The sequence below is a fragment of the Butyrivibrio proteoclasticus P6B7 genome, from assembly GCF_000622085.1.
GTDB lineage: Bacteria > Bacillota > Clostridia > Lachnospirales > Lachnospiraceae > Butyrivibrio > Butyrivibrio proteoclasticus_A.
Window position 1 is genome coordinate 18759 of the sequence record NZ_JHWL01000011.1, and the last position, 12201, is coordinate 30959.

16 protein-coding genes are annotated in these 12201 nt (G+C 40.2%); all 16 read right to left on the minus strand.

What is annotated here, in order from left to right; translation table 11 throughout:
- The gene (locus T541_RS0109105; RefSeq protein ID WP_155839490.1) at positions 1-342 is read right to left on the minus strand and encodes a hypothetical protein; all 342 of its coding nucleotides are present in this window, start codon (positions 340-342) and stop codon (positions 1-3) included.
- 159 nt (positions 343-501) lie between these two features.
- Complete coding sequence (locus T541_RS20705; RefSeq protein WP_051538180.1) at positions 502-1131, minus strand: histidine phosphatase family protein; 630 nt, start codon at positions 1129-1131, stop codon at positions 502-504.
- On the minus strand, positions 1128-2294 hold the full coding sequence (locus tag T541_RS0109115; protein ID WP_026652437.1) for a class I SAM-dependent methyltransferase: 1167 nt from the start codon (positions 2292-2294) through the stop codon (positions 1128-1130). Before T541_RS0109115 ends, T541_RS20705 begins: the two co-directional genes overlap by 4 nt.
- Before the next feature lie 63 nt (positions 2295-2357).
- Positions 2358-2846, minus strand: coding sequence for a hypothetical protein (locus T541_RS0109120; RefSeq protein WP_026652438.1), 489 nt, complete (start codon positions 2844-2846; stop codon positions 2358-2360).
- Positions 2847-2998: 152 nt separating this feature from the next.
- Positions 2999-3358 (minus strand): dihydropteridine reductase, encoded by a 360-nt coding sequence (locus tag T541_RS0109130; protein ID WP_026652439.1) that lies wholly within the window; start codon positions 3356-3358, stop codon positions 2999-3001.
- 383 nt (positions 3359-3741) lie between these two features.
- Positions 3742-4320, minus strand: a complete 579-nt coding sequence (locus tag T541_RS0109145) for a TetR/AcrR family transcriptional regulator (protein ID WP_026652440.1) — start codon at positions 4318-4320, stop codon at positions 3742-3744.
- A 72-nt stretch (positions 4321-4392) separates the two neighbouring features.
- Entirely contained in the window at positions 4393-5328 is a 936-nt protein-coding gene (locus T541_RS0109150) for an SIR2 family NAD-dependent protein deacylase (protein ID WP_034466635.1), read from the minus strand.
- Complete coding sequence (locus tag T541_RS0109155; protein WP_026652442.1) at positions 5282-6094, minus strand: protein-ADP-ribose hydrolase; 813 nt, start codon at positions 6092-6094, stop codon at positions 5282-5284. Before T541_RS0109155 ends, T541_RS0109150 begins: the two co-directional genes overlap by 47 nt.
- 52 nt (positions 6095-6146) lie before the next feature.
- Positions 6147-6380, minus strand: a complete 234-nt coding sequence (locus T541_RS21120) for an Rrf2 family transcriptional regulator (protein WP_330375722.1) — start codon at positions 6378-6380, stop codon at positions 6147-6149.
- Positions 6381-6465: 85 nt separating this feature from the next.
- The gene (locus T541_RS0109165) at positions 6466-7095 is read right to left on the minus strand and encodes a methylated-DNA--[protein]-cysteine S-methyltransferase (protein WP_022778134.1); all 630 of its coding nucleotides are present in this window, start codon (positions 7093-7095) and stop codon (positions 6466-6468) included.
- A gap of 28 nt (positions 7096-7123) precedes the next feature.
- On the minus strand, positions 7124-7813 hold the full coding sequence (locus tag T541_RS0109170) for a hypothetical protein (protein ID WP_026652443.1): 690 nt from the start codon (positions 7811-7813) through the stop codon (positions 7124-7126).
- A 5-nt stretch (positions 7814-7818) separates the two neighbouring features.
- Positions 7819-8055: a helix-turn-helix transcriptional regulator gene (locus T541_RS19295; protein WP_022778132.1), complete on the minus strand. Its 237-nt coding sequence runs from the start codon at positions 8053-8055 to the stop codon at positions 7819-7821.
- Entirely contained in the window at positions 8048-8527 is a 480-nt protein-coding gene (locus tag T541_RS0109180) for a hypothetical protein (RefSeq protein ID WP_026652444.1), read from the minus strand. The genes T541_RS19295 and T541_RS0109180 overlap by 8 nt, the downstream gene beginning before the upstream one ends.
- 199 nt (positions 8528-8726) lie before the next feature.
- On the minus strand, positions 8727-9692 hold the full coding sequence (locus T541_RS0109185; protein WP_026652445.1) for a carbohydrate kinase family protein: 966 nt from the start codon (positions 9690-9692) through the stop codon (positions 8727-8729).
- Positions 9693-9695: 3 nt separating this feature from the next.
- The gene (locus T541_RS0109190; RefSeq protein WP_026652446.1) at positions 9696-11177 is read right to left on the minus strand and encodes a glycoside hydrolase family 32 protein; all 1482 of its coding nucleotides are present in this window, start codon (positions 11175-11177) and stop codon (positions 9696-9698) included.
- Between the two features lie 8 nt (positions 11178-11185).
- Positions 11186-11842, minus strand: coding sequence for a hypothetical protein (locus tag T541_RS21650; RefSeq protein ID WP_197025164.1), 657 nt, complete (start codon positions 11840-11842; stop codon positions 11186-11188).
- Positions 11843-12201 lie beyond the last annotated feature (359 nt).

Genomic DNA, 12201 nt, shown 5'->3' on the forward strand with positions numbered 1-12201 from the left:
TTAATTATTGATGCTAAGATACTCTTTGCCCTTGTCGACATAGAGCTCTACTTCGTCGCTATCGACGCTGTAATCCTTGCCATCCTTGTAAACTTCCATTACAAAGATAGTTGAATTGTTGTCTGAATCAGCTGGTGTTCTGTATCCCTGAAGAAGTGTAACTTCGCCGTCGACAATACCAAGGGCAGAAGCTGCTGTCATAAGGTCAAGAACCTGGTCAACGTCTTCGTAGCCAGCCTCTTCGAGCTGCTTTTTAGAGATCACCTTTTTAAGCTTTTTGTAATTTCCACTGTTAACAGCCTTTTCAACTGTTTCGATAGCTGCAACATTAGGATTGATCACTACTGAATTGAGTACTGCGATCGCAATACTTAGGATGAGGGCCGCGAACCCGATGTAAAGTGTTTTCTGTTTGAGTATGTTTTTAATGATAATCACCCCGCTTTGTTATTTTTTTCACTTGTACAATGATATAGTGAAGCGGGGCAAAAATCAAGGGTTTTACCAATTTTTTTGAAAACCTTCTGAAACTATTTCGTAACCACTTTTTGTACCATCCAGACCAAGGAATAATTCAGCTACTGCGCAGTTGTTAAAATCCTGCTTCCAGTAGTCCTTGCGTGGGTTTTTAGACAGGTACTCAAAAATGCCATGGCCTGTGGCGCCATGGGATACTAAAAAGACCTTATCCTGGTCTTTAAATTCGTTATTCTGAATTCTCTTTTTAAAACTATTAAAAAATCTGTCAATTCTCATAAGAGCGTGGTCATATTCTTCGCCGCCCTTTGGAGGAACATAGGTCTCAGGACTTCCAAAAAACCTGTCCGCAAAGGTTGGATCCACGTCCTGAAGGAGCTTAAGTTCGTAGTCTCCAAAGCTCATCTCTATGAGATCCTGGGCTATTTCCACCTCTTCCACTGGAATTCCTGATATCAGGTGGGCTGTCTCAATGGCTCTTCCCAGTGGACTTGATATAACATGCGTAGGAATCAGCTCTTTTGCCTCAAGCATAGCTCTGGTTTCAATGGCCTGCTGCCTTCCCACGTCATTAAGTTCTGTATCACTGCTTCCCTGCAGTCTTCTCTGGACATTCATATCTGTCTGCCCATGTCTTATCAAAAAAACTCTCAATTCTCTTTATCCTCCATCAGGAGATTGTACAGGGTCTGGTCTGTACCAAACTCCTTCATCAGTCTTTCCACCTCTGCAAGGGCTTTCTCCCTTGTTCCCTTGGCTGTTACAGGCTTCTTCACCGCTCTGATCAGGATATTCTTGGGAGTGTGGGCAAAATCTATAAATTCAAGAAGCTGTGTCTTATAACCTGAGTATTCAAGGAGATTTCCCCTTATGGCATCTGTGGCAAGGGCTGCAAATCGTTCCTTGATAATGCCATATTTGGTTAAAAGAGCTAGCTCCTCTGAGTGAATCTTCTTGTTGAGCTCATGCTGACAGCACGGAACGGAGAAGATCATCTTGGCATTCCAGTTAATTGCGTTATAAAGTGCATAGTCTGTGGCTGTATCGCAGGCGTGGAGCGTGATCACCATATCGACATCAAAGGGTGCCTTATAACCGTTGATATCGCCCAGCTCGAAATGAAGTGTGTCATAACCGTATTTTTCGGCCGCCTGATTGCATTTCTTAATGACATCGGCTTTCAGGTCGAGTCCGATGATATTGGCCTTAATATGGCGAATCTGAGTCAAATAATAGTACACCACAAAGGTCAGGTAGGATTTACCACATCCGAAGTCGATGATGTTGAGAGAATCAGTCTTTAGCTCTTTTATCTCATCATCAAGGATCTCCAGGAATCTGTTGATCTGCCTGAATTTGTCATACATGGACTTAACGACTCTGCCATCCTTAGTAAACACACCCATGTCTACCAGTGGCGGAGCCTGCTGCCCTTCTGAGATTATGTAGTTCTTTTCTCTATTGTGAGTTGTGGCCACGCACTGCTTCTCGTCGCACTTGAGGGTGCGCTTCTTGAGGTTCATATCACCCTTTTTAGACAAAAGAGCTATGAACTCGTGGTCCGTTGTGAAAAGATTGATCTGTCTGAAGCCTTCGTTTATGGTAAGCTCTTCAACTCGCTGTGGCAGGTCCTTCCCGGCTACATTCTCGTGAAAGACCTGTTTCTGCGTGTATTTGGCAATCTGAAAGCTCTTTTCCTTATTCTGGATGTCAATCTTTCTGAATTCGTTGGTTTTCTTGGAGGGCTTGCTGATGATGATCCTGCTACAGCTCTCCTCTTCTAATATATTTTGAATTGTATCTGATATAGTACTCATGTATTTCTTTCTATTTCATATTTCTTTTAGCAAAAGAGCTATGATCTGAGGAAATAGCAATAATCACTGCTCTTCTCCGCTTGGCACGCTATATTTCTTCATAAGCTGCTTCATAAAGATAGGCATGAATACGAAGATCAGAATGTAGCCCACGATAAAGCAACAAATAAACGGTCTTACCAGCATCTGACCAAATGTCAGCTGTAAATGGCCTCCAGACTGTTCCATTGCTGAATTGTAAGCAAGGAACACCATAACAACAGTCATGATTGGTGTGTAGATTATGTTATAGATAAGGCTGCTAAGAAGTCTTTCTGGAAGTGTTCCCGGTTGCAGTTTGAATGCTTTGGTAATGCCCTTAGATACCTTGCTCAACGGGACAAAAAGACCTATGGCCATACTTATGATGGCGCTGACAACAAAGTTCATTATAAAGCCAGGAAATGTAAAATGTCCAGATGATAAAGGTCCTGTGATTGACAGGAAAAAGCTCATGGTAATCCCCATTCGTACGGCCATCTCGCCACCGATTTTCTTCATATTCTCTTCCATATTTTGTTTTTCTCCATTAAAAACAGCCAATTGCGATTTATGCCTACAAGATAATTATACATTATATTTGGTCCGATGTCGCATTTGTGTGGTTATAAAGAAATAATATCCCTCTTTTATTGTTCCCCATCCGAAAGTAGCACTGGTATGCTTCATTGTGCTTCTCCTGTTATCTCTTTGGCAAGTTCCAGAATCTCAAAGGCATATTTTTCCTTACCCTTTTTAAGGAGTTTATTGTATAAAGGATAGTTGATGATGCAGACTGCAGCACCTACTATTCCAAGAAGCACCCCAATTACCATGAAAATTACTCCTGTTCCAAAGACGCTAAGTCCAAAGCACATCCCTGTGCCAAAGATCAAAGTCCCAATAATTCCAAGCGTCATGGCTGATATAAATGCCGGAAGCTTTGCTCTTTCATCGAGCTTTTTAAGCTGCCTTACTTTATTGGTTTCCTTTGGCATGTAATCCTTTGCAACGCTTTCTGCATAAACCTTATCTAAATTGTTCATTGTATTTTTCTCCTTTTCTTCAATGTCTTTTTATGCGATCTTTCCTGTTTCTTTGAGCCATCTGATCTCGTCACGTATGGTCTCTTCTCTATGATGTTTTCTGTTCCACCGACATTTACATCCATGACTTTCTGACTGTGCTTCCAAGAAATCCTGCTGCTCCTGTTACCAGATACATCTTATTTGTTTTGCTCATTTATCTTTTCCTTTCTCATTCTCAATTTGTTTTTCGCTCTTTGCTTTGAGCTTGAAGTCATTATAGGAAAATGAGCACACAAAAAGAACAACACTTTTTGCAAAATGTGTTGATTTCAGGAGTACAGGTCCCGACACGTTTTGTAAAAAGTGTTGATTTGTAAATCCGATATAGTGTTTTTACTTCGTTATGGCTTGATGATACACTTCTGTATGACGCTTATGATCTCATCTTTTGACTCGGTGCATCCGCCTCTAACCCACTCAGTGACAACTCCGATAATGCCCTTAAGATAAAAAACCATGATAAGTGGCTGTTCTTTTTGGGGAACTCCAAACCTTGTAAGAATCGGGCCGAATATTGTTTCAAACCAGGTTTCATAGGTCTTTTCAGCGCCCATCATCTCATTCTTTTCATACATCAGGTAAAAGAGCTTGCGGTTCTCTTCCACAAAATCCAGATATGGCATTAGATACTTGGGGGTTACAAGAAATAGCTCATCCTCATTTTTTTCATCAATATCAAGTGCCCCCGGCCCCTCAGCACCAAAGCGCCCAAAGAAATCTTTATATACAGCTTCCACCGTTTCATGCAGAAGATCATTTACATTATCATAGTGAAGATAAAAGGTGGATCTGTTAACGCCAGCGGTTTCACATATCTCCTTAACAGAAATAAATTCAAAATCTTTACTGTCAAGAAGTGTCAGTAACGCTGTATGCATTTTTTCCGCTGACTTAAAATACTTGCTCTCATTCTTGTTCATAGCAAAGCACTCCTAACACCATTAGACTCATACTAAAATGATATCACAATCCTGGAAGTTAAAGGCCTGATCTTAACGCATCCCTGACTGCGTCTCAAATACTTCTCCTATATCACCATCAATGCATATACTTCTATCTGCAATTTCCTCCGGGCAATAGCTTTCGCCATAATTTAAGCAGGCATATACCGCTTTTTCATTTGCCATCGTCATCTGCCAGAACGGATACTTTATTATTACAGGCGTATTAGCTCCTACTCCCAGCTCAAGGTAAAGAACATGAAGATTCTCATGTCTACGAATAAAATCAGAGTATGCTGCAGATGCCCTATGCCATCCTTCATCCTCGACAAAAGAATCATCAGCTCTCAAATTCATAGTCATATCAGAGCCATCATCAGGACACTTGGGGATCAGCTCGGAAGGAATTTCCATTAGTAACTTACCACCAATCGGTACCTGAAATACTCCCTGTTCATCTCTTACAAACCCTTGTGCTTCCATAGCTTTCATTACCCACTCTTCATTATCAAAGGTTTTCTGAATATCAGGATTCACGCTCTGAAACAAACCATAATCACCCTGAGTATAGAACAGTCTTTTCTTGTCAAAACCTGCTCTTTGAAACTGGTGATCTACATTTGTGGTAATCACAAAATAGTCCTTATCGGAAACCATCTTTAGAAGATTCTTATACACTGGCTTTGGAGCATCAATATATCTGTTAAAATAAATATGTCTTGCCCACCAGGCCCAGCGGATTTCTTCACTAGGAAACGGATAGAAACCACCTAAATACATATCTCTTATTCCAAATCTTTTGGCAAAATCATAGAAATATTTCTCAAAACGTTCTCCACTATACGTCAATCCAGCAGATGTAGATAGTCCGGCACCTGCGCCAATGACAATAGCGTCTGCTTCCTTGATTTCATGCAAAAGCCTTTTTATTTGCTCTTCATCATATATTTTTTTCATAAATGGCCTTATCCTCATCTTTGAAAACATTGAATATCACTCTTTCTACCTTACCAGGATTATCACGGAGCCATTCTGATACAGTCTTAACCGCAATCTCAGCAGCTCTCTCGTTAGGAAAATGAAATACCCCTGTTGAAATACAGCAAAAAGCAACGCTCTTCAGGCCATTTTCAGCACACATATCCAAAGTGTTTCTATAGCAGTTCTCCAAATCCTTTTCCAATTCAGGAGTAAGTTTGTACTGGACAATTGGTCCTACTATATGAATAACTTTCCTAGCTGGAAGATTATACGCATCTGTAAGCATTGGAACGGCGGTCGGCTGTTCATAGTCTCTTCCGTATCTGATTCGAAGTTCATTCATCTGCCTGTTGCACTCAGCTCTTAATTGCACTCCTGCAAAAGTATGGATACAGTTATCTATGCAGGTATGCATCGGAACAAAACAGCCCAGCATCTGCGAATTAGCAGCATTAACAATAGCATCCACCGAAAGCCTTGTGATATCTCCTTGCCAGATAGAAAGTCCATCCCTGATAACCGGGATGTCTGATAGATTCACCACACCCTTTTCAGCTGCTCTTTCTGTCAGATATTCATCCTGTACTTTCATGACCTCAGAAGATAATTCTTTTGGCATACGGATGTTCATAAGTGACCTTAAGATTCGTCTTTTATCTTCCGTACTATTTGGAGTCTGTAATTCCTTATATTCATCAGAATCTGCCTTGAACTCTTCTACAAGATAATCAAGACGTTCTTCCTGTGTTGATTTTTTAGCCTTAGTTTCCATATTACACATCCTTCTAAAAAAACTCTGAAGAAAATACCTCAGAGTCTCACGTTTACGCTTCTTTTGCCAACAGTTCCTGCATTCCGGATCTTAAATCATTAAGAGTGTATTTTTTCATCTCTGATTCCATCGCTTCCTGGATGTTTTTCAATTTATCATCCAAAAGCGAATGGATATTCCTACCAACAGGGCACTCTGGATTTGGTGATTCATGAAATCTGAATAAATCTCCATCCTCCAAAGGCTCAATTGCCTGATACACATCATAAAAAGTTATATCTTTAATTTAAACTGATATTTAATCGCTCTGCAAAATTGAAGTTGTCGAGCTCTTTCTCTTATAAAAGAGCCCCTCAAGGTCAGGGGCTTTATTATTTATTGCGCCATTGATATTTATGTAAATCAACAACTCCATCTTTGACTTCGACTCCTTCAGAGAGCAGGATTTCTCCCTGCTTCCAGGCTCCGCCAAATGCATAGTTGCCGGCAAGTTCGCCTTTTGAGTTTACTACACGATGACAGGGAATTGTGCTGGGGTCAGGGTTTTTGTGAAGAGCATTTCCTACAGCTCTTGCCATCTTTCTATCCCCAGCTTCTTCTGCAACCTGCGCATAAGTTGCAACACATCCCTTTGGGATTCTGGCTACAGCATCATAAATCCTCTTAGTCGGAGAGTCTGCTATCAGGTCGTAGCTCTCGGCAATCATGAGCTTTATGTCTTTATCCGGGATACTTCCATCGAGGATGATTGTATTCCAATGCTCCTTATTCTGATGGTATCCGGGAATAACTGAGCTGTAAGCCTTTCTCCAGAAAAAAGCCGTCTCGGGATCAACCTTCACATTGAGATTTATAAAGCCCTCTCGTTCATAAGTCCACAGGAATGCTTTTTTATTATACTTATATCGCACCAGCTGCCAGTTAGGATCGTGGAAGGGCGCTTCCTGATAAGTATCCGGAAAAGATAATCCGTATTTTAATGCTTCTTCTCTTGTTTTCATGAAATAATTCTAACACATTCAAATAGAATTACTCATAATTCACTGTTATTTTTCCCAACGTTAATTTATCCAGAACCTTATCATTAGTCTTTACTGTATGTTCCGGTAGAATCTTTTCTTGATAATACACGCCATCCCAGTTTAGAAGCTTTTCTGGGTCTTCGGAATATCCTGTTAAATCACAGGTATTTACAAGAAATTTGGCATATTTTACTGCAAGAGCATGTTTTATCCGCATATTAGTGAGGATGCTTTCATCCAACCCTGTTCTTGCAAGCTGATTCCCGGTCATGCTGCTTAAGATCATCTTTGCTTCGACCATTGCTTGTTTTTCTTCCGCGCTACTTAATACAACTCCTTCAGAAAGAGCTCTTTTATAATAAATCTCATCTGATATACAAGTGTTAACTGCCACCTTCTTGGCGTAATCACAGACAAACTGAGAATCCATGCCGGCTGAAAAGTGGGTATTCCACCAGTGCTTTGGATTCTCAGGATCATACAAAAGAGCCTGGTTCTGCACAAACTCTTCTACTTCATATATGTAATATCCAAATTCTCTTAAGGTAATCTCGGTATCATCAACTGTGATCAAAGGCTCATCAAGATGGTCTTCATAAACGAATCTGCTCAGTATTCTCCCGCAAATAGCAGCAACTATCAGAATGACGTTTGCAATTAAAATTATTATGATAGCTCTTTTAACTGATCTCTTCATAATCACTATCCATCCTGTGTAAACAGCTCTTGGAATTCCTTTCTTCCGGGAACCCACGCCTTTTCATAAATGTGAGTGAAATGATTTTTTACCGTCTGCTCAGAAATTCCGAGCATATAAGCAATTCTATGATTTGAAAACCCCGACACTTTAAGGTATCCGAGTTCAAGCTCTCTTTTCGTAAATCCGAATTTACGAGCTATATTAAGATACTGCTCCTTTGTAATTCCGGGATCATTCATCTTCCATGTCCATCTCTTCATTCATCTTACGCTCGGCATTTAACTTAAGCGGCAGAAGAAAAAACTCGATTATTACTGCATAAAAACCTGAAAGGAAGCAGACAGCAAGGCTTGGTCCAAACGTTTCCGGCTCAGATAAATGACCCATAAGAATTATTGCTGAAGTTATGATGGCAAAAAGAGCTCCAAATACAGTAAGCTTCTGGGCAGCGCCTACGGCTTCTATAATATTTTTTAATTCAAGAAGTCTGTAATCTTTTATCCCTACTGAGAATGAATTCAAAAAATCTTTCCACTCACCCATGATAATGAGCCCGGGAATCAGAATAAGTAAAACAAGAATCAGCGAAGGCACATCAAGAAACCATGCGACAGCAGAAAAACCAAAGCTGGTTCCGAGGGTACTGATAAGAAATACAACGATGAAAAGTACAAGCTCTCCAAATAAAACGGTACGGATATTCTTTTTCATAAGCATACTCCTTTTAAGCTTTATTTATTCGTTATAGGTGTTCCTATTATGACGTTATCATATACACGAAAAGAAATATATAGTACCTTTTTGAATTTATTTAGTCCATCTCTTCTCTTGTAATATTCCTTGCCCACTTTCAACACGCAAAAAAAGACTCGGTACAATGCACCGAGTCTCATATTCTTTGTTCTTATCATTACTTGTTTGTTAGAAAAGCTGTTATTTCTTCTTGGGTTGGCATTACAGAAAGTGCACCTTTTCTGGTGGTTATAATAGATGCCGCAGCGTTTGCAAACGACAGGCATTCAAATAATCCGTCTTTTGTCAGATTATCAAGTCCGTTTCTGTGGATGTAATCTATGGCACAGGCACAGAAGGTATCGCCTGCTCCTGTAGTCTCTATAGTAGCAGGATTTCTGTACCCGTCTTTTTTGATCACCATATCTTTGTAAAGAGCTATACTTCCTTCAGGTCCAAGTGTGGCAAACACGATTGGAATACCAAAGTCTCTCTTTATTTTCCTTGCTCCTGCCTCTATATCCTTAAGGCCTGTAAAAAGCTCAATCTCATTATCTGAAATTTTCAGGATATCACAGTTTTCAAAGCCATATTTCATAGCATCTATTGCATCATCTACGTTCTTCCATAAAGGTTCTCTGTAATTTGGATCAAAAGATATGACTGCTCCGCTCTCTTTAGCTATTGTAACAGCTCTGACAGTTGCCTCTTTTGCAGGTTCGTCTGTCATTGACAGTGTTCCAAGATGAAATACATCTGCATTCCTGATAAGATCAGCATTCTTCTCAACATCTTCTGCTGTCAGCATCATGTCTGCTCCGGGTTTTCTGTAAAAAGAAAAATCTCTGTCTCCATTTGGAAGTTTATTTACAAATGCAAGGGTAGTATTTACCTCCTCGTCAAAGACAAGTCCGGTAGAGTCTATACCCTGCTTTTCAATTCTCTCTTTTAACATCCTTCCGAAAAAGTCGCTTCCAACCTTGCCGATAAAAGCTGTGCTGTTGCCTAAATTCTGAAGCATAGACAGCACATTACAGGGTGCTCCGCCTGGATTAGCCTCAAATAAAGGATTTCCCTGGTTGCTGTCTCCGCTTCCTGTAAAATCAATAAGCAACTCCCCAAGCGCAACTACATCTTTTTTCATAAGTTATTTCCTCTCAAGCTCATACATAGTAACATCCATAAGAAGTTCTCCAACTGCCTTAAAACTGATACCTTCAGCTCTGACATCTGTAAGGATTACCATAGACATTACCTGCTGTCCATTATTGATGAAGAGCTCCATGCTGTATCTGTCAAGAACAAGTCTAAGTGAAATCTCACCCTTATTTCCTGCAACCTTACATCTTCTCTGATGAACAATGGCTCTTCTGCTTCCTGAATGCTTTCTGTCTATCTTAACAATATTGTCAACAGGATCATATTCAATCGTTGAATAAGCCTTGCCATTATCAGCAAAACGAATTTCAAATTTTTTATATGAAAGTTCTGCCTGTGTAGATCTGACTCTTACTGTCATATCTACGCATCTGCCCTCAATACTTGAAAGTGAAGCACTATCAGAAATAAGTACATTCTGTCTGCTGATTCTTTTGCCGTAATAATTCTCTATCTCTCTGGCAGGCCACTGAATAAGTCTGTTATCCTTAATAGTTATTTCCCTTGGAATACTCATCTGGCCAAACCATGGGAAGTCATCGCGCCTGATTCCGCAAGTATCCCAGTTCTGCATCCAGCCGATCATGACTCTTCGTCCATCAGGAGTCTTGATTGTCTGTGGCGCATAAAAATCAATACCATAGTCAACAGCCTGACAGTTTTCTTCGCAGAATTCTCCATTTTCATCGATACTTCCTATCACACACAAAGTTCCGTTTCCGTTGTGGAACTCAAGCTCTTCAGGGAGCATATCCTGCGGGCTTGTGAGAAGGACCTGTTTGCCATCGTGATTAAAGTAATCAGGGCACTCCCACATTACACCGAATCTGTGGTTGTTCTTGATAACAGTCTTATCATAGGACCAGTTAATACCGTCATCACTTACAAACTGTAATATCTGTCCATCGATATCCTCAGTTTTATTGCCAACTACTATGTAATATTTGCCATTTTCACGCCATACCTTAGGGTCTCTGAAGTCATATTTGCCGGCGCCCTCAGGAAGCATAGTGCTGTCAATTACAGGATTATTGGCATACTTCTCATAATCCCTGCCGTCACCAAAAGCTACACACTGGGTCTGAACCTCTCTGATGTTGCCATCTTCATCTTCCATTTTCTGAACTCCTGTGTACACCAGAAGTTGTCTGCCATCTTCCATTTCAATGGCACTACCTGAAAAGCAACCGTTCTTGTCATATTCCATATCAGGAGCTATAGCAGCAGGATAATATTCCCATGTGATCAGATCCTTACTAACCGCATGTCCCCAGTGCATAGGTCCCCATATTGTCTCATATGGATAATACTGGTAAAAGAGATGGTATTCACCCTTATAAAGGCTAAAACCGTTAGGATCATTCATCCATCCACATCTTGGTGTCAGATGAAAAAGAGGCCTCATTTCAGGGGCAATCATCTTTTCCTTTTTCTCTTCATATTCACGTGCCTTGTTTAACTTATCACTCATTTCTATCCTCACTTACCGTAAATCATTACATTTTCTGCCAAAGCATCTGTAAGCTCAATTTCCCAATCCGCTCCCACAGCTGCATAAATTCTGTTTGACAGAGCTTTTATTCCATCTGCATAAATAACTACAATATCTTTTTCAACCACAACATCTATATGATATTTGGTTCCGCTTTCCAGCCTGATTGGCTGATTGTTAGGAAAAGCATTAAAAGATATATTATCATCCTGATTGTCGATGCTAAGCTTGTATTCTTCTCCGCTCTCAGGATTACTAAACACCAGGTCCATTCTGCCGGCTTCTTCCATATCAAGGTCAAAAGAGAGGTGACAAGTTTCCGGCACCTTCCCTAGATCCAGCGCATTATTTACAGAAGTGGCATTTAACAGTTCTTTTGTGAAATATTCATTATATTGATCAGGCATGCATACCCCAAGTCTGCCGTCTGATAATTGTCTAAGTTCATATACCAGGACACTTCCTGCCCATGTATACTTCAGGCTGTCTTTTTCTCTTTTTTTGCGGTCCAGAAAGCCTATAAGATACCTCTTACCCTTGTATTCACAAGACTTGGCTGCATAGAAGCCATCCCCATCGAAAGTATCAATCTCCTCTTTTTCCCATGGTCCAAAGAAATTATCCGAAACTCTGTAATAGACCACGTGATTCCAACTAAATACCAGATAATACTTTTATCTTTACTTGTAGCATGTAACACACATTCTTTATCTAGTCCATATGTGTCGTAGTAATCATTATGTCCTGTGTAGAAACAGTGATAGTTTCCCTGTTCATCCCTGATAAAAGAACCGGTTCCTACTGCAAGATCCTGTATTTCTGAATCCTCTGCAAAAGGAAGAACTTCTCCTTTATCCTCAAAGCTTAAAAAATCCTTGGTATAAAAACGATGAATGGGATGATAGCCCACACCGTTATGATCTGTTTCATATAAATAATTCAGATATACTCCATTTTCTTCTGAAAGAGCCATTACATCTCCAACATAACTGTCCTCAGCCCT

Bases quoted from the DNA above. Each gene is read 5' to 3' on its own strand.
- T541_RS0109180 (WP_026652444.1), bottom strand. From the start codon at position 8,527: ATGAAAAAGAATATCCGTACCGTTTTATTTGGAGAGCTTGTACTTTTC.
- T541_RS0109115 (WP_026652437.1), bottom strand. From the start codon at position 2,294: ATGAGTACTATATCAGATACAATTCAAAATATATTAGAAGAGGAGAGC.
- T541_RS0109120 (WP_026652438.1), bottom strand. From the start codon at position 2,846: ATGGAAGAGAATATGAAGAAAATCGGTGGCGAGATGGCCGTACGAATG.
- T541_RS0109165 (WP_022778134.1), bottom strand. From the start codon at position 7,095: ATGAAAACAAGAGAAGAAGCATTAAAATACGGATTATCTTTTCCGGAT.
- T541_RS0109145 (WP_026652440.1), bottom strand. From the start codon at position 4,320: ATGAACAAGAATGAGAGCAAGTATTTTAAGTCAGCGGAAAAAATGCAT.
- T541_RS0109190 (WP_026652446.1), bottom strand. From the start codon at position 11,177: ATGAGTGATAAGTTAAACAAGGCACGTGAATATGAAGAGAAAAAGGAA.
- T541_RS0109155 (WP_026652442.1), bottom strand. From the start codon at position 6,094: ATGGAAACTAAGGCTAAAAAATCAACACAGGAAGAACGTCTTGATTAT.
- T541_RS19295 (WP_022778132.1), bottom strand. From the start codon at position 8,055: ATGAATGATCCCGGAATTACAAAGGAGCAGTATCTTAATATAGCTCGT.
- T541_RS0109130 (WP_026652439.1), bottom strand. From the start codon at position 3,358: ATGAACAATTTAGATAAGGTTTATGCAGAAAGCGTTGCAAAGGATTAC.
- T541_RS0109150 (WP_034466635.1), bottom strand. From the start codon at position 5,328: ATGTTTTCAAAGATGAGGATAAGGCCATTTATGAAAAAAATATATGAT.
- T541_RS0109170 (WP_026652443.1), bottom strand. From the start codon at position 7,813: ATGAAGAGATCAGTTAAAAGAGCTATCATAATAATTTTAATTGCAAAC.
- T541_RS0109185 (WP_026652445.1), bottom strand. From the start codon at position 9,692: ATGAAAAAAGATGTAGTTGCGCTTGGGGAGTTGCTTATTGATTTTACA.